Annotated in this window: 19 protein-coding genes and 1 tRNA gene; 14 read left to right on the top strand and 6 right to left on the bottom strand. The window is 67.5% G+C overall.

Annotation, left to right across the window (positions count from 1 at the left end):
- Positions 1–123: 123 nt before the first annotated feature.
- The gene (gene parC, locus J7J50_RS14415; protein WP_215056273.1) at positions 124–2367 is read left to right on the top strand and encodes a DNA topoisomerase IV subunit A; all 2244 of its coding nucleotides are present in this window, start codon (positions 124–126) and stop codon (positions 2365–2367) included.
- Between the two features lie 257 nt (positions 2368–2624).
- Here parC and J7J50_RS14410 read toward each other — a convergent pair whose 3' ends face one another.
- The 5 genes from J7J50_RS14410 to J7J50_RS14390 all read right to left on the bottom strand — a co-directional run bounded on the left by J7J50_RS14410 (position 2625) and on the right by J7J50_RS14390 (position 12495).
- A complete protein-coding gene (locus J7J50_RS14410; RefSeq protein WP_215056274.1) occupies positions 2625–5015 on the bottom strand; it encodes an excinuclease ABC subunit UvrA in 2391 nt (796 codons plus the stop codon).
- 227 nt (positions 5016–5242) lie between these two features.
- A complete protein-coding gene (locus tag J7J50_RS14405) occupies positions 5243–5656 on the bottom strand; it encodes a VOC family protein (protein ID WP_215056275.1) in 414 nt (137 codons plus the stop codon).
- A gap of 34 nt (positions 5657–5690) precedes the next feature.
- Entirely contained in the window at positions 5691–6140 is a 450-nt protein-coding gene (locus J7J50_RS14400) for a helix-turn-helix transcriptional regulator (RefSeq protein WP_215056276.1), read from the bottom strand.
- A gap of 132 nt (positions 6141–6272) precedes the next feature.
- Positions 6273–10520 (bottom strand): autotransporter domain-containing protein, encoded by a 4248-nt coding sequence (locus J7J50_RS14395; RefSeq protein ID WP_215056277.1) that lies wholly within the window; start codon positions 10518–10520, stop codon positions 6273–6275.
- A gap of 1120 nt (positions 10521–11640) precedes the next feature.
- Positions 11641–12495 (bottom strand): autotransporter outer membrane beta-barrel domain-containing protein, encoded by an 855-nt coding sequence (locus tag J7J50_RS14390; RefSeq protein ID WP_215056278.1) that lies wholly within the window; start codon positions 12493–12495, stop codon positions 11641–11643.
- Between the two features lie 544 nt (positions 12496–13039).
- On the opposite strand from J7J50_RS14390, the gene J7J50_RS14385 reads away from it, so the two are divergent.
- Both J7J50_RS14385 and J7J50_RS14380 read left to right on the top strand, forming a co-directional pair.
- Positions 13040–13207: a hypothetical protein gene (locus J7J50_RS14385; protein ID WP_215056279.1), complete on the top strand. Its 168-nt coding sequence runs from the start codon at positions 13040–13042 to the stop codon at positions 13205–13207.
- A gap of 178 nt (positions 13208–13385) precedes the next feature.
- A complete protein-coding gene (locus tag J7J50_RS14380; protein ID WP_187313152.1) occupies positions 13386–13556 on the top strand; it encodes a hypothetical protein in 171 nt (56 codons plus the stop codon).
- 215 nt (positions 13557–13771) lie between these two features.
- On the opposite strand, the gene J7J50_RS14375 is transcribed toward J7J50_RS14380, so the two are convergent.
- The gene (locus tag J7J50_RS14375) at positions 13772–14194 is read right to left on the bottom strand and encodes a hypothetical protein (protein ID WP_215056307.1); all 423 of its coding nucleotides are present in this window, start codon (positions 14192–14194) and stop codon (positions 13772–13774) included.
- 404 nt (positions 14195–14598) lie between these two features.
- Between J7J50_RS14375 and J7J50_RS14370 the strand changes: the two genes are divergently transcribed.
- The 11 genes from J7J50_RS14370 to J7J50_RS14320 all read left to right on the top strand — a co-directional run bounded on the left by J7J50_RS14370 (position 14599) and on the right by J7J50_RS14320 (position 24808).
- Positions 14599–14675, top strand: a tRNA-Arg gene (locus J7J50_RS14370).
- Between the two features lie 104 nt (positions 14676–14779).
- On the top strand, positions 14780–16312 hold the full coding sequence (locus tag J7J50_RS14365) for an aldehyde dehydrogenase family protein (protein WP_215056280.1): 1533 nt from the start codon (positions 14780–14782) through the stop codon (positions 16310–16312).
- Positions 16313–16429: 117 nt separating this feature from the next.
- A complete protein-coding gene (locus J7J50_RS14360; protein ID WP_215056281.1) occupies positions 16430–17269 on the top strand; it encodes a hypothetical protein in 840 nt (279 codons plus the stop codon).
- 253 nt (positions 17270–17522) lie between these two features.
- Entirely contained in the window at positions 17523–17747 is a 225-nt protein-coding gene (locus J7J50_RS14355) for a hypothetical protein (RefSeq protein WP_215056282.1), read from the top strand.
- 171 nt (positions 17748–17918) lie between these two features.
- Positions 17919–18209: a DUF4190 domain-containing protein gene (locus J7J50_RS14350; protein ID WP_215056283.1), complete on the top strand. Its 291-nt coding sequence runs from the start codon at positions 17919–17921 to the stop codon at positions 18207–18209.
- 133 nt (positions 18210–18342) lie between these two features.
- Positions 18343–18570: a hypothetical protein gene (locus J7J50_RS14345; RefSeq protein ID WP_215056284.1), complete on the top strand. Its 228-nt coding sequence runs from the start codon at positions 18343–18345 to the stop codon at positions 18568–18570.
- Between the two features lie 240 nt (positions 18571–18810).
- Positions 18811–19869, top strand: coding sequence for a quinone-dependent dihydroorotate dehydrogenase (locus J7J50_RS14340; RefSeq protein WP_215056285.1), 1059 nt, complete (start codon positions 18811–18813; stop codon positions 19867–19869).
- 45 nt (positions 19870–19914) lie between these two features.
- Positions 19915–20955, top strand: coding sequence for a UDP-N-acetylmuramate dehydrogenase (gene murB, locus J7J50_RS14335; RefSeq protein ID WP_215056286.1), 1041 nt, complete (start codon positions 19915–19917; stop codon positions 20953–20955).
- Between the two features lie 23 nt (positions 20956–20978).
- A complete protein-coding gene (locus tag J7J50_RS14330) occupies positions 20979–21866 on the top strand; it encodes a DMT family transporter (RefSeq protein ID WP_215056308.1) in 888 nt (295 codons plus the stop codon).
- Positions 21867–22759: 893 nt separating this feature from the next.
- Positions 22760–24163 (top strand): pectin acetylesterase-family hydrolase, encoded by a 1404-nt coding sequence (locus tag J7J50_RS14325; protein WP_215056287.1) that lies wholly within the window; start codon positions 22760–22762, stop codon positions 24161–24163.
- A 15-nt stretch (positions 24164–24178) separates the two neighbouring features.
- Positions 24179–24808: a hypothetical protein gene (locus tag J7J50_RS14320; RefSeq protein ID WP_215056288.1), complete on the top strand. Its 630-nt coding sequence runs from the start codon at positions 24179–24181 to the stop codon at positions 24806–24808.
- Positions 24809–24866: the final 58 nt, after the last annotated feature.

Here is a 24866-nt window from a genome sequence, read left to right as displayed (position 1 = left end):
TTTTACAGACCGCCGAGGATACCGCCAAAGCCTTGCCGCGCCTGCATCGCGCGCCAGTCGCACCCGGTGAAACCCGTCCCCGGGTAGAATCCCGGGCTCAGCCCCACCCTGCCCCAAGGTTCCATGACTGATTCCGTACGTCCGGTGTTCCACGGCTTCGAACAGATCCCCCTGCGCGAGTACGCCGAGCGCGCCTACCTCGATTACTCGATGTACGTGGTCCTGGACCGCGCCCTGCCCTTCATCGGCGACGGCCTCAAGCCGGTGCAGCGCCGCATCATCTACGCGATGAGCGAGCTCGGCCTCAACGCCGCCTCCAAGCCGAAGAAATCCGCGCGCACCGTCGGCGACGTGATCGGCAAGTACCACCCGCACGGCGACAGCGCCTGCTACGAGGCGATGGTGCTGATGGCGCAGCCGTTCTCGTACCGCTATCCGCTGGTCGAGGGCCAGGGCAATTTCGGTTCCAGCGACGATCCCAAATCGTTCGCGGCGATGCGCTACACCGAGTCCAAGCTGACCCCGATCGCCGAAGTGCTGCTGGGCGAACTCGCCCACGGCACCGTCGATTGGACGCCTAACTTCGACGGCACCCTGGAAGAGCCGACCTGGATGCCGGCGCGCCTGCCGCACCTGCTGCTCAACGGCACCACCGGCATCGCGGTCGGCATGGCCACCGACGTGCCGCCGCACAACCTCAACGAAATCGTCAGCGCCTGCGTGCGCCTGCTCGACGATCCGGACGCGACCACCCGCGACCTGTGCGAGCACGTGCTCGGCCCGGACTACCCGACCCCGGCCGAGATCATCACCTCGCGCGCCGACCTGCTGCAGATGTACGAAACCGGCCTGGGCAGCGTGCGCGCCCGCGCCATCTTCGAAAAAGACGGCGCCAACATCGTCGTCACCGCGCTGCCCTACCAGGCCTCGCCGGGCAAGGTGATCGAGCAGATCGCCACCCAGATGCGGGCCAAGAAGCTGCCGTGGCTGGAAGACATCCGCGACGAATCCGATCACGCCAACCCGACCCGCATCGTGCTGGTGCCGCGCTCCAACCGGGTCGATGTCGACCAGCTCATGGGCCACCTGTTCGCCACCACGGACATGGAGAAGAGCTTCCGGGTCAACATCAACATCATCGGTCTGGACGGGCGCCCGCAGGTCAAGGGCCTGAGGGCGCTGCTGAGCGAGTGGCTGACCTTCCGCACCGACACCGTCACCCGCCGCCTGACCCACCGCCTGGACAAGGTCGAGCGCCGCCTGCACCTGTTGGAAGGCTTGCTGGTCGCATTCCTCAACCTGGATGAAGTGATCCGCATCATCCGCACCGAGGACGAACCGCGCGCGGTGCTGATGAAGCGCTTCGGCCTGAGCGAGGAGCAGACCGACTACATCATGGAAACCCGGCTGCGCCAGCTCGCGCGCCTGGAAGAAATGAAGATCCGCGGCGAGCAGGACGAATTGCAGAAAGAGCGCGAACAACTGATCGCCCTGCTCGGCAGCAAGGCCAAACTCAAGAAGCTGATCAAGGACGAACTGATCGCGGACGCGAAGAAATTCGGCGACGCGCGCCGTTCGCCGCTGGTCTCGCGCAGCGCCGCGCAGGCGCTGTCGGAGACCGAACTGGTCGCCAGCGAACCGATGACCGTGGTCATCAGCGAAAAGGGCTGGGTGCGCGCGGCCAAGGGCCACGACATCGACGCGGCCACGCTGAGCTATCGCGACGGCGACAGCCTGCTCGGCGCCACGCGCGGCCGCAGCACGCAGCAGGTCGCGTTCCTGGATTCGACCGGCCGCTCGTATTCGGCGTTGATCCACAGCCTGCCGTCGGCGCGCGGCAACGGCGAGCCGTTGACGGGGCGGTTCGCGCCGGTCGCGGGGGCTTCGTTCCAGGCGCTGGCGGCGGGCGACAACGACAACCGCTTCGTGCTCGCCAGTTCGCATGGCTATGGCTTCGTCACCCGCTTCGAGAACCTCACCGGCCGCAACAAGGCCGGCAAGGCGATGCTGTCGCTGACGCCCAACGCCAAGGTATTGCAGCCGGCGCAGGTCGGCGATGTCGAGCACGACCGCGTGGTCGCGGTGACCAACGTCGGCCATCTGCTCGCTTTCCCGGTGTCGGAGTTGCCGGAGCTCGATAAGGGCAAGGGCAACAAGATCATCGATATTCCCAAGGCCAAGCTCGGCACCGAGCGCGTGGTCGCGGTGGCGGTGGTCGCGCCGGGCACGACGCTGAGCATCAGGTCGGGTTCGCGGACGATGAGTCTGTCGTTCAAGGAACTGGAGCCGTATCTGGGGGCTCGCGCTACGCGCGGCGGGTTGTTGCCGCGCGGGTGGCAGAAGGTGGAAGGGCTGGCGGTGGAGTGAGTTTTCGCTGTCGCTTGAGCTGGTTTATGGAGACGCCCTGCATTGCGGGGCGTTTCTTTTTTGGGGCTGCGCGGCGATCTGTTGGTAAGAGCGAATCCCCCCTGCCCCCCTTTTTCAAAGGGGGGAACAGCAACGGCGATGGTGGCGGTGGCGAGGACGATACCGAGCGCGGACCGTTGCCCCCTTTGAAAAAGGGGGCTGGCGCCTGCGTAGCCCGCTTCAGGTGAATACAACTGCGCCGGGGGATTTGCTTTGGCTCACCCGCCGACGTAAGCCGCCAAATGCTTCCCCGTCAGCGTAGAACGCGCTTTGACCAGAGCGGCCGGCGTGCCTTCGAACACCACCCGCCCGCCCTCGTGCCCCGCGCCCGGTCCCAGATCGATGATCCAGTCCGCATGCGCCATCACCGCCTGATGATGCTCGACCACGATCACCGACTTGCCGGCATCGACCAACCGATCCAGCAACCCCAGCAATTGCTCGACATCGGCCAGATGCAAGCCCGCGGTCGGTTCGTCGAGCACATAGATCCCGCCCTTCTCCGCCATGTGCGTGGCGAGCTTGAGCCGCTGCCGCTCGCCGCCCGACAGCGTGGTCAGCGGCTGGCCCAGGCTCAGATAGCCCAGCCCGACATCGGCGAGCCGTTCGAGAATGGCGTGCGCGGCCGGCAGATGCGCCTTGCCGCCGCCGAAGAAGTCGCGCGCCTGCGCGACCGACATCGCCAGCACCTGGCTGATGTCCTGGCCGCCGAATTTGTACTTCAACACCTGCGCCTGGAAACGCTTGCCTTCGCAGTCCTCGCAGACGCTGGCGACGCCGGCCATCATCGCCAGGTCGGTGTAGATCACGCCGGCGCCGTTGCAGGTGGGGCAAGCGCCTTCGGAGTTGGCGCTGAACAAGGCCGGCTTGACGTTGTTGGCCTTGGCGAAGGCCTTGCGGATCGGTTCCAGCAGATCGGTGTAGGTCGCCGGATTGCTGCGGCGCGAGCCGCGGATCGCGCCCTGATCGACCGACACCACGCCGGCGCCGGGCGGAATCGAGCCGTGCACCAGCGAGCTCTTGCCCGAGCCGGCGACGCCGGTGACGACCACCAGCACGCCGAGCGGGATATCGACATCGACCTTGCGCAGGTTGTGCGTGCTGGCGCCGCGGATCTTCAGCGCGCCGCTGGCCGTGCGCGGTGTCTTCTTGAGCTTGGCGCGATCGTCGAGATGACGCCCGGTGAGCGTCTTGCTGGCGCGCAGGCCGGCGACGCTGCCTTCGAAGCAGACCGTGCCGCCGCCGCTGCCGGCGCCGGGGCCGAGATCGACGACGTGATCGGCGATCGCGATCATCTCCGGCTTGTGCTCCACCACCAGCACCGTATTGCCCTTGTCGCGCAGCCGCAGCAGCAGGTCGTTCATGCGCTGGATGTCGTGCGGATGCAGGCCGATGGTCGGCTCGTCGAACACATAGGTGACATCGGTGAGCGAGGAGCCGAGCTGGCGGATCATCTTGGTGCGCTGCGCTTCGCCGCCCGACAGCGTGCCGGCGGAGCGGTCCAGCGACAGATAGCCCAGGCCGATTTCCACGAACGAATCCAGCGTATGCGCCAACTTCGCCAGCAGCGGCGCCACCGATGGTTCTTTCAGGCCGCGCACCCATTGCGCCAGATCGCTGATCTGCATCGAGCAGGCATCGGCGATGTTGACGCCCTTGATCTTCGACGAACGCGCCGCTTCGCTGAGACGGGTGCCGTTGCATTCGGGACAGACGCTGAAGGTCACCGCGCGCTCGACGAAGGCGCGGATGTGCGGCTGCATCGCGTCCACGTCCTTGGACAGGAACGACTTCTGCACCTGCGGAATCAGGCCGGCGTAGGTGAGATTAATGCCGTCGACCTTGATCTTGGTCGGCTCTTTGTAGAGCAGGTCGTGCAGTTCTTTCTTGTTGAACTTGCGGATCGGCTTGTCCGGATCGAAGAAGCCGCAGCCGTTGTAGATGCGCCCGTACCAGCCTTCCATGCTGAAGCCGGGAATGGTCAGCGCGCCTTCGTTGAGCGATTTGCTGTCGTCGTAGAACGCGGTCAGATCGAAGTCCGACACCGCGCCGCGGCCTTCGCAGCGCTGGCACATGCCGCCGGTGCGGGTGAAGGTCTCGCGCACGGTCTTGGTCTTGGCGCCGCGCTCGACCGTGATCGCGCCGGCGGCCTTGACCGTGGCGACATTGAAGGCGAACGCGCTCGGCGGGCCGATGTGCGGCTTGCCCAGGCGGCTGAAGACGATGCGCAGCATCGCGTTGGCGTCGGTGGCGGTGCCGACGGTGGAGCGCGGGTCGCCGCCCATGCGCTCCTGATCGACGATGATCGCCGTGGTCAGGCCGTCGAGCACATCGACCTCGGGCCGCGCCATCGTCGGCATGAAGCCTTGCACGAAGGCGCTGTAGGTCTCGTTGATCAGCCGTTGCGACTCCGCGGCGATGGTGCCGAACACCAGCGAGCTCTTGCCCGAGCCGGAGACGCCGGTGAACACCGTCAGCCGGCGCTTGGGCAACTCGACGCTGACGTCCTTGAGGTTGTTGACGCGCGCACCCTGCACGCGGATCAGGTCGTGACGGTCGGCCGCGTTGGCGGCAGGCGGCTGCGGGGGCTTCCTCGTGGACTTGGTCATCGGTTCTCCGTGGGTGGCGCGGTGCGGGTGCGGAGGTGGGTGGGTGGTTGGAGGTTTCGTCATTCCGGGGAACGCGCTCCTTCATTCCCTGGTCCTCTCCCAGCCGTCATTCCCGCGAAAGCGGGAATGACGGGGCAATGAGAGTCCGCGAGAACATCGAGCCAAAGCTTCTCGCAAAAACGGAGCCGCAAAACTGCAGCCCCTTCCACGATTGCGCAAACAAATACTCAGCGCACCTGCTGCAACCGGATCAGATTCCCCGACGGATCGCGCACCGCGCAATCGCGAACCCCGTAAGGCTGGTCGGTCGGTTCCTGCACGACCTCGGCGCCCTGCGCCTGGATCTTCTCGAAACTGCCGTCGACATCGGCCGTGGCCAGGACGATGGCGGCGTAGGTGCCCTTGGCCATCATCTCGGCGACGGTGCGCTGCTCGTCCTCGGTGACGCCGGGGCTGGCGGCGGGCGGAAACAGCACGATCGACGGGGTGCCGGGCGCGCCGGCCGGGCCGACGGTGATCCAGCGCATGCCGGCGTAGGCGACATCGTTGCGGACTTCGAAGCCGAGGATGTCGCGATAGAAGGTCAGCGCGGCGTCGGCGTCGGTGTGCGGGAGGAAGCTGGCGTGAATGCGGATGTCCATGTGTTCGTTCCGATGCGTGTGAGTTCGAGGGCGCTCAGTCTAATTGCGGCTCCCCGACCGGCGCTTCTCGATTCCTGATCGGTCGCGTGACCTGCTTGGCCACGCACGAGGGCATGCCCGCCGTCGCCTGCGCGGCCTCACGCTGATAAACGCTGGGCGGGACGCCGACCAGTTCGGCGAAACGGGTGCTGAAGGTCCCCAGCGACGCGCAGCCGACCGCGAAGCAGACATCGGTGACGCTGAGTTCGCCGCATCGCAGCAAAGCCATCGCGCGTTCGATGCGCCGGGTCATCAGATAGGAGTAAGGCGATTCGCCGTAGGCCAGGCGGAACTGGCGGCTCAGGTGACCGGCCGACATGTGCACGCCGCGGGCCAGGGCCTCGACGTCCAGGGGTTGCGCGTACTCGCGGTCGATGCGGTCGCGGACGCGGCGCAGCCGTGCGAGGTCGCGCAGATGCTGCGCAGGGGCGGGTCGGCTGTTCACCGGCGCGATCGTGCCACTTCGCATCGGCCGGCTCAAGTCCGCGACGCGCTGCGACCCCGACGGGCCGGAACACTGACCAGGCGAACATCAAGCCGGCGCCGCGATCCGCGGCGCCGGCCGAACGCTCCGGACTTAGTGCCCGGTCTCGTTACCGCGGTCCGGCGTCACGCCGTCTTGCGTCATCAAACCGCTTTGATAGCCATTAAACGGAATCGTGCCCGACTCGGCGCGCGGCGCGAACGACAGCAGCAGGCCGAAGCTGGTGCTCGGGTCCTGGCCGCTGCCGTGTTGGCGACGCGCCAGCACCGACAGCTTCCAACCGCGGGCGATCTCCATGTCCATGCCGGCGCCGTAGGTCAGCGCGTTGTCGCCGTAGCTGCGCATGCCCAGGATGTAATCGTTGGCCGCGGGCAGGATCACGTAGTTCAAGTTCACGTCGCTGCGGTTGTCGATCGAATCGCGGTATTCGAGCATCCAGTACGGTCGGAACACGTTGCCGCGGGTGGTCACGATCGGGAAGCTGCCTTCCACGCCCAGCGCGGCGCCGCTGTTTTCGACGGTCTGCGAACCGTAGCTCAGGTCGTAGATGCCCAGGCCGTGTTCGCGATACGCATCGAGCTTGCTGCGGCTGCTGTCCAGGCGGCCGTAACCGGTCAGGCTCAGGCCGTTGCCGGTGCTGTGTTCGTAACCGGCGGTGATCGAGCCGAACACCTGATCGCCGTCGCGCTGCGCGGTGCCGGTGGTGCCGGCGGTCGCGCTGTAACGGCGGATGTCGAAGTCCAGTTGGCCCCAACCCAGGATGCCGTCCACGAACCAACGCTCGCTCGGGCGCCACAGGCCGTACAGCGACAACGATCGCTGCCTGGCGTCGAGCTTGGAACGCGCATCGTCCAGGTCGGTGTCGTTCCAGCCGTAACCGCCGGCGACGCCGAGCAGGAAGCGATCGCCGATGCGCCAGTCGGCGCCGACGGTGATGCCGTCGCTGCGGAAGTCGAAGCCGTCGCCGCGGGCGTTGCGTTCGCGCTGGCCGTTGGTGATGGTGCCGGCCGTCCACACGCCCCAGTCTTCCGGCAAACGCATCGCCGAAGCCGGCGCGAGTTGGCCCGCCGTCAACGACATTCCGGCGCCGCTGGCGTTGCTCAGGCTCAGACTCAGGCCGTTGCTCGAACTGTTGCCGCTGGCGTAGCGCTGCTGGCGCAGGCGATCGTGGATGTTGGACTGCTGCGCCGAAGCGAAGCGCACGCTGGCATCGACCTGCGCCTGCAGGCCGCCGACCACGCTGGGATCGCGGGTGGGGTCCGGACGGTCGGCGACGGTCAACGTGGCGCTGATGGTGGCCTGCAGGTAATTGGCGGTGGCCGCCTGGGTCGCGATCAGCGTCGCCACGCCGGCGCCGACGATGGTGACCTTGCGGCCGCTCACCGTCGCCACCGCGGTGTTGGCGCTGGTGAAGGTGAAGGCGCCGTTGCTGTTGCTGCTCGGATCGGGCAGATCGAAGGCGGGCTCGCCCACGGTCTTGGCGATATCGCCGAGCCACGACAGGTTCGGCGTCGCGCCGCCGATGATCACTTGCAACGCGACCTGCGGCGCGGCGGTGTAGCTGGCGTTGCCGGCCTGATCGGCGGTCAGCGAACAGGTGCCGGCGCTCAGCATCGTCACCGTGCTGCCGCCGACCGTGCACACGCTCGGCGAGGCGCCGGCGAAGATCACCGGATTGCCCGAGCCGCCGCCGCTGGCCGACACCGTGAAGCTGCCGCCCGGGGTGAACACCGGCGTGCCCGGATTCGCGCTGAAGTGGGTGATCGCCTGCGCGGCCGCGCCGATGATCACGTCCAGCGTCACTTGCGGCGCGGCGCTGTAGTTGATGTCGGCGGCCTGGTCGGCGGTGAGCGAACACGTGCCCGCGCTCAACATCGTCACCGTGCTGCCGCTGACCGTGCACACCGACGCCGTGGTGCTGGCGAACACGACCGGGCTGGTCGAAGCGCCCGGCGTGGCGCTGAGCGCGAAACCGCCGCCCGGCGCGAACACCGGCGCCGCCGGATTGGCGGCGAAGTCGGTGATCGCCTGCGCCGCCGCGGCGATCGTCACCGTCAGCGCCACTTGCGGCGACGCGCTGTAGTTGCCGTCGCCGGCCTGATCGGCGGTAAGCGCGCAAGCGCCCGCGCTCAACATCGACACCGTGCTGCCGGCGACCGTGCACACCGCCGGCGAAGCGCTGGCGAACAGCACCGGGCTGGTGGACAGGCCAGGCGTGGCCGAGACCGTGAAGCTGCCGCCCGGCGCATACACCGGCGCGGCCGGATTGGCGGCGAAGTTGCTGATCGCCTGCGTCGCCGGTCCGATGGCCACCGCCAGCGTCGCTTGCGGCGCGGCGGCGTAGTTGGCGTTGCCGGCCTGATTCGCGGTCAGCGAACAGGTGCCCGCGCCGAGGATGCTGGCGGTGGCGCCGCTGATCGTGCACACCGCCGGCGTGGTGCTGGCGAACACGAGCGGATTGCCCGATGCGCCGCCGCTGGCCGAGACCGTGAAGCTGCCGCCCGGCGCATACACCGGCGCGGTCGGATTGGCGGCGAAACCGGTGATGACCTGCGCGGCCTGGCCGATGGTCACCGCCAGCGGAACCTGCGGCGCGGCGCTGTAGTTGGCGTTGCCGGCCTGATTGGCGGTCAATGCGCAGTTGCCGGCCGCGAGCGTGCTGACCGTGCTGCCTGCGACCGTGCACACCGCCGGCGTGGTGCTAGCGAACACGACCGGATTGCCCGACGCGCCGCCGCTGGCCGAGACCGTGAAACTGCCGCCCGGCGCGTACACCGGCGCGGCCGGATTGGCGGCGAAGCCGGTGATGGCCTGGCTGCCTTGCGCGATCGTCAAGGTATATGCGCGCGTGCCGCTGAAGCCGTTGCTCGATGTCGCCTGCACGGTGAAGTTGGCCGTGCCCGCCGCGCTCGGCGTTCCCGACAGCACGCCCGCGCTCGACAAGCTCAGGCCCGCCGGCAAGGCGCCGGCGCTGATCGCGAAGGTGTACGGCGCGGTGCCGCCGTTCGCGCTGCTCGCGGTGAGCGTCTGCGAATACGCGGCCGCTAGCGCGCCGTTGGGCAAGGTGGGCGGGTTCACCGTCGTGGTCACCGTCACGCAACTCAGCGCAAGATTGGTGACATCGCTGGCGATCGACAGGCCGCTGGACGGATTGACCGTGCACAACTGTCCGGCCGGCGCGCTGAGCACGCTGACGTTCCAGTTCGCGCCCTGCGGCAATCGCGTCGGAAACACGAAACTCGCGGCCGCCTGCGCGACCACGACCTGCTGCGAACTGCCCGGATTGGTCGCGGCGAGTTGCAGGGTGACCGGGCCGGTCTGGCCGGTCGCGGCGCCACCGACCGAGAACTCGGTCTGGGCGAAGCAGATCAGCGCCGCGCCGTCGCCGCTTTGTACGCCGTTGTTGATGGTGACCGCGCTCAGGCCGGTGGCGCCGGAACTGCCGCCCGCGCCGCCGCCGCCGCCGCCGTTCCAGTTCTGCTGGCAACTGGTCGTGCCGACACCGGCACCGCCGCCGCCCGCGCCGATCGTGGCGCCGCCGCCACCGCCGCCGGCGAAACCGGCTCCGGTGAAGGAACCGCTGAAATTGAAGGCCACACCGCCTTTGCCGGTGGCCGCGTTACCCGTGGTGCCCGGATAGCTCGGGCAGCCCGCGCCCGGGGCGCCGCCGGTGCCGACCGAACCGCCGCTGCCGCCGAACGGACCGGGGCCTCCGGGCACGTTGGCCCCCGCACCGCCCACACCACCGCCGCCGACGCCGCCGGCTCCGCCCGCGATAACGTCGTCGATGCTCCAGCCGGCGTTACCGCCGCCGCCGCCGCCGCCGGCGATACCGACCCGATTGCCGATGCCGTTGCCGCCCAGACGCAGATCGGTGGCGCCGCCACCGCTGCCGGTGCCGTCCACGCTGTCCCCCAGACCACCGGGATTCACCGCCTGCGAGCCCTGTCCGCCCACCCAAATGGACAGCGCCGCGCCCGGCGTGACCGCCAGGGTGCCGCGCACGCGTCCGCCCAATCCGCCGCCGCCGCCGGGAGAACTTGGACCGTCCCCCGCACCGCTGCGGCCCGCGCGGCCTTGGGCGCCGCTCAGATACACCGTCAGCGAATGCACGCCGGCCGGCACGATGGCGGTCTGTTCGCCGCCGGTGAAACCGAACGCGGCCGGCGTTTCGCCGACTCCGCAGCTCTGCGCCCGGGCGCCGCCGGCCAGGCCCAGGCCCGGCAACAGCAGCAGCCAACCGTAGCGGCGCGCGCCTGCGCGCAGGGTTCGCGCAGCAGCCTGTGCGCGCGCAGCCAGCGACGCGCCGATATGCGTCGCGACGTGATTCAAATCCTTCATTTTGCCCCCAGCGCGGATCGCCTCATCGCGTCCGCAAGCCCCGATGCCGAAGACGCGCACCCCCGCGCGCCGTCAGCACAACACCCCACACGGCAAGCTAGCCGTGCCCTCTTCATCGTCCCGGGAAGCAAGAACTTCATCGGCGAGACAACCCGCGCTCAGGAGGTTCCTACTCGATCCTGAATACGGCTATCTGGATGATTGAACGCAAAGAGGGGGCGATACCGGCCGTGGGGCACTGGAGTGTGGCGCGGCAAGAGAGTGTGCGGGCCGGCTGCTCGTCATTCCCGCTAAAGCGGGCTCCGCTTTACTTAAAGCGGAGCCCGCTTTCGCGGGAATGACGGTCTGGAAAGATGACGCTGAAGTCGTTGAAGTCGCTGAAGTCGCTGAAGTCGTTGGATGTTCGGCCCCGCCGAAGTAAAGCGGAGCCGCTTTTCGCGGCAATGACGACTTTATAGAGACCTACCGCTTCGCCTCGCCCACCGCCATCGTCATCTCCAACTCGAACCCGCCGGCCTCGGCCGAAGGATAGGCATTCATCGTCATCGTCAAATCGCGGCGATCTGTGACAAGAGCATCGGGGCTGAAGCCCCTCCTACAACAGCCGCCGAGTCAGCCGCGGGATTTTGGTGGGAGGCCCGCTTTTGTGGGAGGGCCTTCAGGCCCGACGCCTTTCGGTCAAATCACGGCGATCTGTGACAAGAGCATCGGGGCTGAAGCCCCTCCCACAACAGCCGCCGCGTCAGCCGCGGGATTTTGGTGGGAGGGCCCGCTTTTGTGGGAGGGCCTTCAGGCCCGATGCCTTTCGATCAAATCGCAGCGATCTGTGACAAGAGCATCAGGGCTGAAGCCCCTCCTACAACAGCCGCCGCGTCAGCCGCGGGATTTTGGTGGGAGGGCCCGCTTTTGTGGGAGGGCCTTCAGGCCCGACGCCTTTCGGTCAAATCACGGCGATCTGTGACAAGAGCATCGGGGCTGAAGCCCCTCCCACAACGACAAATGGCATGCACCGCGAGTTCCGGGCCGGACCACTGGCCTGCCTGTGCTTTCGAACAAAGCCACCGGCCTCAGGCAAGAACGCCCGCGGCTGGCGCCGCGGGCGTCGTATCGGGTCTCTCGCTCAGCGCCCGTCTTCACCACCGCCGGTATCGGCCCGTGCAGGAGCCTGGCGACCAACCGCATCGGCAGTCGGCATCGACGACACCGCAATAGTCCGCGTCGCGCCCGGCGAATAGGACAACAACACGCCGAAGGTCGAGGCCGCGTCCTGCCTGCTCGCATGCTGACGGCGCAGCAACAACGACAGGCGCCATGCCGCGGACAGGTCCAGGTCCATGCCGCCGCCGTAAGTAAAGGAGCGGTCGCCGTAACTGCGCAAGCCCAGCACGTAATCGGTCGCCGAGGCACGCTGCACGTAGTTCAACGCGACATCGCTGCGATCGTTGGAACCGTCGCGGTATTCCAGCATCCAGTACGGATGCCAGTTGGCGCCGGTCGCGTACTGGCCTTCCAGGCCCAGCGCCAGCCCCTTGTCGCGCAGCGTCTGCGCGCCGTAGCGCAGATCCAGGTCGCCCAGGCCGCGCTCGGCATAGCCGCGAAGGCGCGTGCGGTTGATGTCGATGCGGCCATAGCCGGTCAGGTGCAGCTTGTCGCCGGCGTATTCGTAACCCGTGGTCAGCGCGCCGACCACATCGCCCGGCGTAACCGCCAGGACACCCTCCACCTGCCCTCCCAGTCCGCCAGAGACGGCGGAAGTGCCGGTGCTTCCACCCTGCGCGCCGCCCAAATGGACTCTGATCGCATTGACGCCGGCAGGCACGGTCAGGGTCTGGTTCGCGACGTCGCCGAAATCGGCGATGTAACCGAAGCTCACCGCGGTCTCGCCCGCGGCGCAGCTTTGCGCCTGGGCCGCGGCGCTTGCGCCGAGTCCGCCGAGCGCGAGCGCGGCGGCGAGCACGGCGGCCCATCCGCGCATTCGTGGCGCGCTCGCGCCAGCGCGTATCCCCGCGCGCAGGCGCGCCGCCGCGTTAGTCGTAACAGTCATCGATGATCCCCTGAAGTCTGCCGGTGAAGCGCTCCCGCTTGCGTCCGCGCGAAAGCCCGGACGCGCGAAGCGCGCTGCGAACGTCCGCATGCGCTAGCGCCCATGACGGAGTCAGCTGCGATATCGATGCGAGGCGATCGATGCGGACTGCGCGAACGCTTTGAGCGCGACAAATCAGACGTGTCTGAAATTTCCGGTCGGCCATGGACCATCGTCATGGGGCGCGTGTCCTTGTCGCGGCCGATCGTCATCGGACACCGAAGCCCGGCGGCGCCGTCGCGAAGTCCCCGCACGGCCTGCGCACGCGCGCTTTGCGTGCCCTCACTCGCAGCGAGGCACGCAAGCGACTAAGCGGCAACGCCGGCACCGCCGCATCCATGGAAGGAACCCTGCGCAAAGCAGATGCTTACGCGTTCCTGGCCGGCGAATTGGAGACGACGCGATCGCGTTGGGCCCGCTGGCCGAAGTCAGACAGATGCTGATCGCCGACAAGGTGCGCAACCGCAAGGACTTCGAGACCCTCCATCTCGGCTCGCACCCGAACTCGCGAGTGCTGGCGCAGTATTTCGCCAACTGGCTGCGAGCGCTGGGCGTGGATGAAACCCGCTATCGCGCCTTGCGCTACATGCTCGCGACGCGCTGAAACGCGCGCCGTCTTTCCGCGAACGACACTCGCCGTTGCCGATTTTGCCGGCTGGACGTTGCTGATCCGATCAGTTCCATTTTCGCCTCCGCGCACCACGGCGGGCGGGAGTAGCCTTCGCTCACGCCCTCGGGGGCGCTGCGCGCCTCACGCGCACGACACTTCAACGGAGACGGATATGAATCGCGAAAAAGCAGAACAAGTCGCAGTGCATCTGGCTGCGGGAATGCTGGCCAGCGGCCAGTACGCCATGACCGACGACACCGGCAACGATGCCGAATTCGCCGCCGGGCTCTACAACGCCATCGTCGATAAGCTGGTGGCGTCGCTTGGAGGCGATGCGGGCTGAGTACGAAGCCATCGGGCCTTCGTGCATAGAGGCAAAGGCCGCGCATGCCGCGGCGCGGGTTTGCGGTTTGCGGTTTGCGTCGTAAGCGCGGATCAAGCCGCCGCTACCGGCAGCAGGCGCTCACCGAATCGCTGGTCGCCACATCGCTGCGCACCACCGAACCCAAGCGTTCGCCGCCGCCGGTCCACGGCCGCGGCGAACGCGAACGATCGCGATCAGTACGAACCCGCCGGCCTGGGCCGCCGTTCGAACATCGGCACCGTCACGCCCTGGGCGTCGCTGCCGTCGGCTTTCCACACCAGCGTTTCGGGCGGGAAATCTTCCTTGCGCGTCATCGCATCGACCTTGCCCGCGATCAACTTCACCGCGCCCTTGGTTTCCGGGTTCCAGGCGAATACGCCGGCCGCGCCGTACCACACCGCCGGTGTCGCGGCGTCGAGGCGACGGTCGGGGCACATCGTGTAATTGCGCTGGGCCAGCACGCGCAGCGCGCCGACCGGGACCGCGCGGATGCCCGGCGTGGTGCGTTCCTTGGAATGGCCGGGACACAGGCGCGCGGCTTCGGCGATCGCCGACTCGTAGACCTGTGCGTCGCTTTGCGCATACGCGGCGTTGGCGCACAGCGCCAGCGCGGCCACGGCGGCGGTCTTGAACACGGTGGGGGCAAGACGGAAACGGATCGATTGCATGCACTGCTCCTTGATTGCTGCTGGGTCCGGACGGACCGGCGGATCGAGTCCCTGGCTGCCGGCGCGCCGCCATCGATCGATGGCGCGGGCGCGGGCAGGCCGATCGCGTCGGCCCGAGCATAGCCGCGGCGCACGGGCCGCATGTAACCGAAGCGTTACGGCCTCGCGACGCCTCCCGCATGGCGCATCGCGCCCTCGCCGCCCGCCGCGGCATGGCGGCCTTCGGGCCCGGCCGAGTACAATCCCGGCCGGTCGCGTCGATCCTGCCTGCGCTGCATCGCGTCGCCGGGGCGCTTCGCGCGCCGGCTCCGGACCTTGCGTCCGGCGCACGTAACCAATTGATTTTAAAGCCAGGCCCCGTAGCTCAGCTGGATAGAGCATCCCCCTCCTAAGGGGAAGGTCACACGTTCGAATCGTGTCGGGGTCGCCATCCATGCGCAGCGCGCGTCCCGCGCGTTGCCGTCGCGTCCTTCGCGGCGCTCGCCTTTCCGTTTCGCCACGCCCCCCGGCGTGCCACCACATGGAGCTTTCGGTATGACCCACCCCGTTCTCGCCGCCCTGGGACTCAAAGACAACGAGTCCGGCACCTACCTCGGCCACGGCGAATGGTCCAAGACCGCCGACGCCGGCGTGCTGGAGCCCGTCAACCCCACCGACGGCGAAGTGCTGGCGCGCGTGCAGGCGTCCTCGCAGAGCGATTACGACACCATCGTCGAGCGCGCCCAGGCCGCCTTCGCGGTGTGGCGCACCACCCCGGCTCCGCGCCGCGGCGAAGCCATCCGCCTGTGCGCCGACGCGCTGCGCAAGCACAAGGACGCGCTGGGTTCGCTGGTCGCGCTGGAAATGGGCAAGTCCAAGCCCGAGGGCGACGGCGAAGTGCAGGAGATGATCGACATCGGCGACTTCGCCGTCGGTCTGTCGCGCCAGTTGTACGGCCTGACCATGCATTCCGAGCGTCCCGGCCACCGCATGTACGAGCAGTGGCATCCGCTCGGCATCGTCGGCGTGATCTCGGCGTTCAACTTCCCCGTCGCGGTGTGGGCGTGGAATTCGTTCATCGCGGCGATCTGCGGCGACATCACCATCTGGAAGCCGTCGCCGAAGACCCCGCTGTCGGCGATCGCGTCGATGAAGGTCTGCAACGAAGCGCTGCGCGCCGGCGGCTTCCCGGACATCTTCTTCCTGTTCAACGATGCCGGCACCGAGCTGGCCTCGAACTTCGTCGATGACAAGCGCATCGGCCTGGTGAGCTTCACCGGTTCGACCAAGGTCGGCCGCGTCGTCGGCGAGCGCGTCGCCCGCCGCATGGGCCGTTCGCTGCTGGAACTGGGCGGCAACAACGCGATCATCGTCGATGCCTCGGCCGATCTGAAGCTGGCGATCCCGGCGATCGCGTTCGGCGCGGTCGGCACCGCCGGCCAGCGCTGCACCACCACGCGCCGTTTGTTCGTGCACGAGTCGATCCACGACGACGTGCTGGCCAAGCTGGTCGCCGCGTTCAAGCAGGTCGAGAAGAAGATCGGCGACCCGACCGACCCGGCCAATCTGATGGGCCCGCTCAACAGCCGCGATGCGGTGCAGGCTTACCTGGACGCGGTCGAGAAGGCCAAGGCCAGCGGCGGCACCGTCGCCACCGGCGGCGCGGCGATCGAGCGCAAGGGCAACTTCGTCCTGCCGACCATCGTCACCGGCCTGACCAACGACGCCGAAGTGGTGCAGACCGAAACCTTCGCGCCGATCCTGTACGTGATGAAGTTCAAGACGCTCGATGAAGCCATCGCGCTGCAGAACGACGTGCCGCAGGGCCTGTCGTCGTCGATCTTCACCGCCAACCTCAAGGCCGCCGAAGCGTTCCTGTCGGCCGCGGGTTCGGATTGCGGCATCGCCAACGTCAACATCGGCACCTCCGGCGCCGAGATCGGCGGCGCGTTCGGCGGCGAGAAGGAAACCGGCGGCGGCCGCGAGTCGGGTTCCGACGCATGGCGCGCCTACATGCGCCGCCAGACCAACACGATCAACTACTCCGATGCGCTGCCGCTGGCGCAGGGCATCAAGTTCGATCTGTAACACCACGCGGCGGACGATGCGCTGCTTCGCTCCGCCGCATGCGCCGTTGCCGCCAGGGTTCGCCCTGGCGGCGATGGATGCTCGTCGCCGCACCATCATCGGCATTCGGCGCACGCCATGACGGCCGATAGCCCCGCGGATATCCCGCCGTTCCTGCTCGAAGGCGTGCTGGACGCGTTGTGCGTCGAAGACGAACCGCAGCGGCTGCTGGCCCGGATCGCGCAAATCCCTCCTGACGACACCGGTACCGCCGCCTCGATCGCGCGAGCGGCGCACGACATCGAACGCGCGCTGGTTTTCGCCGAAGACACGCAGTACTTCGCTTGCCTGATCGATGGCCAGGTGGTGTGCGGCGAGTTCGCCGGCGCCGGCAAACTCAAGCCCGGCCATTGGGTGAAAGCCGCGGTTTCGCGCAAGGGCGAGGCCTTGCTCGCGCATGCGATCCTCGACCCGCAGCAAGGCTGGTTGTGGATGCACCACGCGCGCGGCAGCGCGGCGGATGCGAAGGCGGAGCGGCGGCTGGCCCTGTGGCTGTTCTGCCTGTGCGCGCCCGGCATGGCCGCGATGATCGGGCTGTCGTCGTGGCTCGGCGGCCCCTGGTTGCGCGATCCGCTGACGGTTCAGATGTGGTTTCTGATCGGCAATGCGGTCGTGTTCGGTGGCATGGCCTTGTCGGCCGGTTACCGAATGGATCGGCGTTGCGAGTCCAACAACTCGGTACTCGGCTTGCTCGGTTTTGTCGATGCGCGCCGGGTCGATCTGACTCGCTATCGAATCCAGCAATTGGCCACGGACAAGCACTTGCGATTCATCCGTGCGAACAAGCAGGCCCTGCGCGCTGGACAGAAGCCGCCGATCGAAGCGCCCGCGCTCCCAAGCGAATCCGCCTGCCAAAATCGCGATGTCCATGATTACCGGCAGGCGATCGCGGACGGGAAAGCGGTGGTTACGCGCTGACCTCCGGCGCTTTTGTAGGAGGGGCTTCAGCCCCGATGCTTTTCTTTCAAATCGCGGAAGTTCTCGGGTCCGGAAAGAAAAGCATCGGGGCTGAAGCCCCTCCCACAAAAGCAGCCCCCGCCTCAGCCCCAGACGAGTGCCGAGGCCGTCATGAGCGGATGGTCCCAGACTGCGACGCCATCGCTTGACCGCCCCCATCCCCCGTGCCTAGCGTGAATTCGCCAGACGGACTGGCGACACATGAGGAAGCCTTGTGAACACACGGAACCGTAGCATCCGCCTCACCGCGATCGCGTTCGGCGTCTTCGGCTTCGCCGCCGCGCTGACCGCCACCGCGGGCATTCCGGACTGCAGGTATTGTCTGGACGGCTATTACCAGTGCAGGGACAACACGCCGGACGCGCAGCCCAGTTGCCTGGATCAGCTGTTCCAGTGCCAGATCGACAACCGGTGCGACCCGAGCCTGCCGCCGGATTGACGCATCACGCGCGTGAGGAGTGGCAAGCCGACCCGCGCATGCCCAATGCGCGGGTTTTGTTTTTTGCGCCACGCGGCAAGCGGCGCGACGAACACACAGGCGCAGGACGTGCCCACCGCCGGCGCACATCGTATGCTGTGACGGTGTTCAAATAACGAAGGAACGGATCCGATGCAAATGCCTGTCCGCCAGACCAATACCCTGGCCGTGCTGAGCCTGATCGCAGGCATTCTCGGCTGGAGCCTGCTGCCCTTCCTCGGCAGCATCGCCGCGATCATCACCGGCCACCTCGCCCGCGGCCAGATCCGCCGCGAGCCGCAGCGCTACGACGGCGACGGGCTGGCCCTCGGCGGCCTGATCCTGGGCTGGAGCTCGGTGATCGTCGCCGTGCTGACCGTGATCGTGGCGATCCTGTTCTTCGGCGGCATCGCCGCGGTGCTGGCCTTCGCCGGCTCGCGCTGAGCGCTGCGGCCGCGCGCCGGCCTCCATCTGCTGCATCGCAGCTTGTCTGCGTCCGCGCGCGCCCCCAGGGTGGCGCGTTCCGGCGCGCCGGAACGCGGCGCCGGAACCACCCACCTCACTCAAGGACGCACACATGAAGGCATGGACCCGCAACACCCGACTCGCCGCCGTGGCCCTGGCCGTCTTCGGCTTCGGCGCTTCGCTCAGCGCCCTGGCCGGCGACGAGGCGCAGTGCGAGCGCTGCCGTTTCGAATACGAGCACTGCCTGCTCACCGCCGAATCGCCGAACCAGGCCAGCGGCTGCGAGACGCGTTTCGCCGCGTGCGTGCGCACGCTGGATTGCCCGGTCATGGAAATCTGAGCCCGGCGCCGCGGTGCGCCGGCGTTCGCGCGCACCGCGGCACGGTTTGGCGAAGCACCCATCGCCGATCCCGCCTCGACGTTGATTCGGGTCACGCCGCCGCAGTAAACAAGGGCCGAGCGATGAACTGGCCCGGACCGCGCATCCCAAATCGCGCCAGTGGCCGATCGTCATGCTCGCCCGCGGGCACCGGCTTGGGCGATAATCGGGTTTCCTCGACCCGAGCGCCCCCCCGACCTCGTGTATAGCCTTGCCCGCCCCTTCCTCTTCGGACTGGATGCCGAACGAGCCCACGGACTTGGCCTGACAGCGCTGGAGACGGCTTATCGCAGCGGCCTCAACCCGCTGATGGCGCGAGTGCCCAAGCCGCTGCCGACCAAAGTCCTCGGCCTGAGCTTCCCCAACCCAGTCGGCCTGGCCGCCGGACTGGACAAGAACGGCAGCCATATCGACGCGCTGCTGGCGCTGGGTTTCGGCTTCATCGAAATCGGCACCGTCACGCCCAAGCCGCAGGCCGGCAACCCCAGGCCGCGCATGTTCCGCCTGCCCGAGCAGCAGGCGGTGATCAACCGCCTGGGCTTCAACAACGACGGCGTCGATGCGCTGGTGCGCAACGTGTCCAAGGCGCGCCGCCGCGGCGGCCTGCTCGGCATCAACATCGGCAAGAACAAGGACACGCCCAACGACAGCGCGGAGAACGACTACCTGCACTGCCTGGAACGCGTGTATCCGCTGGCCGACTACATCACCGTCAACATCTCCTCGCCCAACACCGCCGGCCTGCGCGAACTGCAGGAAGAGCAATCGCTGCGGCGCCTAATCGGCACCCTGCGCGAGGCCCAGGAAAAGTTCGCCGCGCGCGAGGGCAAGCGGGTGCCGATGCTGGTCAAGATCGCGCCCGACCTGTCCGACGACGACATCGAAGCCGCCGGCCGCGTGCTGGGCGAGTTGCAGGTCGACGGCGTGGTCGCGACCAACACCACCATCGCCCGCGAAGGCGTGGAAGGCAGCGCGTTCGCGAACGAAACCGGCGGCTTGTCCGGCAGGCCGCTGATGAGCCAGTCCACCACGGTGCTGCGCAAGATGCGCACGCGCCTGCCCGAGAGCATCCCGATGATCGGCGTGGGCGGCATCCTCACCGGCGCCGACGCGGTCACCAAGATGGCGGCCGGCGCGAGTCTGGTGCAGTGCTATTCGGGCCTGGTGTATCGCGGGCCGGCGTTGGTCAACGAATGCGTCGAAGCCATCCGCCGCCGCAAGGAAGCGCCCAGCCGTGGCCACGTGCCGCCGACGATCTGAGCCCGCCGCCATCCCTCGCCCACCGTCCCGCTCCGAATCACGCGCATGACTTCGAACCTTCGCATCGTGCGCGATGCCCCGCTGCGACAGCGCAACACCTTCGGCGTCGATGCGCGCGCGCCGTGGCTGGTCTCGATCGACGATCCCGCCGCATTGCCGCAGGCGCTGCAGGCCGCGCCGCTGCGCGACGGACTGGCCCTGGTGCTCGGTGGCGGCAGCAATCTGCTGTTCGCCGGCGATCCCGACGGCGCGGTGCTGGAACTCAGCGGCCGCCGTGTGCAGGTGCTGCGCCATGAAGACGAACACGCGATCGTGCGCGCCGATGCCGGCGTGCAATGGCACGGCTTCGTCCTGCAGTCGCTGGCGCTGGGCTACGCCGGGCTGGAAAACCTGGCGCTGATTCCCGGCACGGTCGGCGCCTCGCCGATCCAGAACATCGGCGCCTACGGCGTGGAAGTGCGCGATTTCGTCCATGCCGTGGAAGCCTTCGAACCGGCCAGCGGGCAATGGCATCGATTCGACAACGCCGCCTGCGGCTTCGGCTACCGCGACAGCCGCTTCAAGCAATCGCCCGACCGTTATCTGATCGGCTCAGTCGAATTCGCTCTGCCGCTGCGGCCCGCGCTCAAGCTCGACTACGCCGGCCTTCGCGAGGAACTGGCGGCGATGGGCGTGGACGCGCCGACGCCGCAGAACGTGGCCGACGCGGTGATCGCGATCCGCCGCCGCAAGCTGCCCGACCCGGCCGTGCTGGGCAATGCCGGCAGCTTCTTCAAGAATCCCATTCTGCCCGCGGCGCAAGCCGAGGCCTTGCTGGCGCAGCACCCGGCGATGCCGGTGTTCCGCGGCGCCGATGCCGGCACGCGCAAGCTTTCGGCGGCGTGGCTGATCGACGCCTGCGGCTGGAAAGGCCATCGCGACGGCGATGCCGGCGTGTCGCCGGCGCATGCGCTGGTGCTGGTCAACCACGGCGGCGCGAGCGGACAGCAACTGCTCGACCTCGCCCGCCGCATCGCCGAGTCGGTGCAGGCGCGCTTCGAGGTCGCCATCGAACCGGAGCCGCGCATCGTCGGCGCGCGCTGGTGAACACCGCCGCGCCCGTCCACCCGATGCGCGCCGCCGGCCTGATGCTGGCCAGCACCTTGTGTTTCGGCGTCATGGCCATCGCGATCCGGGTTTCCTCGCAGTCGCTGCACACTTTCGAGGTCGCGTTCTTCCGCAACCTGTTCGGCCTGCTCGCGGTATTGCCGCTGCTGCTGGGCGCGCAGCGCGCCGAGCTGCGCACCAAGCAGCTGCCGAAGTATTTCGTGCGTTGCCTGATCGGCATCTGCTCGATGCTGGCCGGGTTCTGGGCGATCGGGCACCTGCCCTTGGCGCAGGCGATCTCGCTGACCTATTCCACGCCGATCTTCGTCACCATCGCCGCGGTGCTGTTCCTGCACGAACAAGTGCGCGCGCGGCGCTGGCTGGCGGTCGCGGCCGGGTTCATCGGCGTGCTGGTGATCGTGCGGCCGGGTTCGGCGGAATTTTCCATCGACAGCCTGGCGGCGTTGCTGGCAGCAGTGCTGGGCGGCGTGATTTCGATCCAGATCAAGCAACTGTCGAAAATCGATTCGGCCAACACCATCGTCCTGTACACCTATGCGTTCTGGGTGCCGATGTCGTTGTTGCCGGCCTTGTTCGTATGGCAGTGGCCGCACGGCATCACCTGGGCGTGGATCGCCGCCGCGGGCATATTCGGCACCGGCGGGCAGGTGTTGTGGACGCATGCGCTCAAACTCGGGGAAGTCTCGGCGCTGACGCCGATCAGCTTCACCCAGTTGCCGCTGGTCGCGATCGCGGGCTGGCTGTGGTTCGGCGAATCGCTGGACCGCTACACGGTGATCGGCGCGGCGATCATTCTCGGCTCCAACGCCTACATCGCCCATCGCGAAGCGGTGCTGGCGCGGCGGCGGGCTTCGGTCGCGGCGACGGCGGGGGCGGTGCCGGGGGAGTGATGGGGCGGCCGGGTTTGCGTCGGCTACATCGAACAAGCGCGTCGATTCGCACCCTTTGAAAAAGGGGGCGGCGCGCTGCGTGAACTCGATCTGTGTACTTGCCTTCATCGCGCGGGGGATTTGCTTTTTGCGGTGATGGGCGAGCAAGAGCGAATCCCCCCTGCCCCCCTTTTTCAAAGGAGGGAACAGCAACGGCTGCGATTCCGATCAAGCACGTCAATTCGCCCCCTTTGAAAAAGGGGGCGGCGCGCTGCGTCCGTTCGATGTTCGAACTTGCTTCCATCGCGCGGGGGATTTGCTTTTTTGCGGTGATGGGCAAGCAAGAGCAAATCCTCCCTGCCCCCCTTTTTCAAAGGGGGGAACAGCAACGGCTGCGATTCCAATCAAGCACGTCAATTCGCCCCCTTTGAAAAAGGGGGCGGCGCGCTGCGTCCGTTCGATGTTCGAACTTGCTTCCATCGCGCGGGGGATTTGCTTTTTTGCGGTGATGGGCAAGCAAGAGCAAATCCCCCCTGCCCCTTTTTCAAAGGGGAAACAGCAACGGCAACCGCGACAACAACTGCTGCTACTACGACGCCACATCACGCAACCCGCTTGACCCACGACACCTCCGCGCATTCGTCGATGTCAGTCACATGCTGCAGCGCAAGAACCCGCCTCGCGCGACAGCGGTTTCCGTGACGCGCAACGGGGCAATAGCGGTCACTGGCAGCCGCATTCGCGGTCAATCTGCCCTTGCACGACGAAACACGCCTTATCGCGATTGACCGTTCACGCCCCCACGGCTATCCAGACGCTGCAGTACGGAGGGGAACCCGGTCGCGCGCCTGCCCTAGCACGCGCCGGAGCGCGTTTGCCTCCTCCCTTCATGACGATCAAAGGAGAGAGACATCATGGCACTGAGCCGTCACGTGGCCGTCGTCCTTCTGGGCGGCGCCGTCGCCCTGTCCAGCCTGCCCTCGCAGGCCGAGCAAGGCGATTACGGTTTCTTCGAAACGATCCGCAACCTGTTTTCGCCGCCCAAGGCGGACAACCAGGTCCAACCCGCGCAGCGCACCGGCCAATACCCGCTGCTGAGCCGCGATACCGCACGCGCCGACGGATTCGATCCGGCCGCGTACTACCAATGGCAGACCGTGCAACTGCCAGCGGAAACCGGCGCGATCTGCGGCAACGGTTCGCCGTACAAGGTCTTCGTCAATCGCGTCCCCGACACCACCAACACCATCATCTACATGGAAGGCGGCGGCGCGTGCTGGGACTACGCCAGCTGCACCGGCGCCACGGGCGTGCGCGGCGCGCGCAATCCCAACGGCGTGCCCGACGACTACATGAAACTGCTCAATCCGGGCGCGAGCCTGGTCAGTCCGTTCGTGACCCGCGTCAGCCCGTTCGATGCGGTCAAGACCCAGGGCTGGAACATGGTCTACGTGCCCTACTGCACCGGCGACATCTACAGCGGCGACAAAGTCGCGGTGTACGACGATCCCAGCGGGCAGAAGCCGCCGCTGGTGTGGCACCACAACGGCCTGCGCAACACCCGCGCGATCACCGCCTGGCTCAAGGACAACCTGCCGCGCCCGGGCCAGATGCTCAGCACCGGCTGCAGCGCCGGCGGCGCCGGCAGCCTGATCTCCTACGACTCGGTGCGCAGCGATCTGGCCCCGACCAGCGCCTACCTGATCGACGATTCCGGCCCGATCTTCCCCACCCCGAGCAACGGCAATCCGGCCGAATATCCCTCGCAACCGCTGATGAGCAAGATCCGCGACGTGTGGGGACTGGACGCGCCGAACGGCCCGCTCGCCTTCCTCGCCGCGGGCCTGCCGCAGATCGATCTCAACGAACTGGGCTCGATCTATCCGGCGCTGGCCAACAAGCACCGCAACGATCGCCTGGGCCAGACGCATTTCTGGCAGGACCTGAACTATTCGTCGTATTCGTATGAGCGTTTCCACGCCGACATCCAGCAGGCGCCGACGCAAGCGGCCAAGGAAGCGCTGATCCACGCCAAGTGGGGCGCCGACACCCAGCGGCTCGCCGCGCGTTTGAACGGGCTGGACAATTTCGGCGGTTATTTCCCGCAGTACCGCGCCTTGAACGAAAGCCACTGCACGACCATCGTCGATTTCAAGAACGGCGACGTGCAGGCGCAGAACCTGGAGCTGAAGAACTTCATCGACAGCGTTCTCGACGGCAACGGCAAGGTGCTCGACGCCAGCGAAGCCAGCGATGCGGCCGACAAGGCCAAGCCGTTCAACCTGCTGTACTGGCTGGTCGATCAACTGTTGGCCTGACGAGGCGACGACGGCATGAAACGCAATCCAGTCATGCTGGGCCTGGCCCTGACCGTCGTGGCGTTCGCCACGGCGGTCAGTATGGGCTGGCTGCCGATGTATCCGGCCCGCGCCGACGCCACGCCGGCGCCGGCCGCGGTCACCGCGATCGCCAACGCCAGCCGCGGCACGCCGCTGCAGAGTCTGCTGGCCACGCCGCAGGCGCGCAGCTATCAACAACGCCAGCGCTTCCAGCACGAGGCCCGCGATTTTTTCCGCGACGCCTCTTCGCTGGGCCCGGTCGAACGCGAACGCCGCGCGCAGACGCTGCAACGCGAGATCGACGGCTACGAACAGGCGCGCGAACTGTCGGCCGGCGAAAGCCTGATGCTGCGCATCGGCCTGATCCAGGCTACGGTGGCCGATCCGTCGCAGCAAAAGGCGATGGTGCGGCAACTGGCGCAACGCTATCGCGCCGACGCGCAGCGCCGCGAGCAGCAATGGGCCGATCAGCAGCAGCACGATCCGCGCTTTCAAAGCTACAAGCAGCGCGAACAGATCGTGGTCGCCGAGGTCATGGCGATGCAGACCATTCCCAGCGGCCTGACCCGCAACGAGTACCTGCGCCAGCGCCTGCAGGCCGAGCGCGAGCGGATCTACCGCTGACCAACCGCCGCCCGTAGCCACGAGAAAGCCCCCTTTGCGGAGGGGGCAGCGCGCGAGG

The organism is Lysobacter sp. ISL-50, assembly GCF_018612875.1.
Taxonomy (GTDB): Bacteria; Pseudomonadota; Gammaproteobacteria; order Xanthomonadales; family Xanthomonadaceae; genus Lysobacter.
This window is presented reverse-complemented; position numbering and strand designations above follow the sequence as displayed.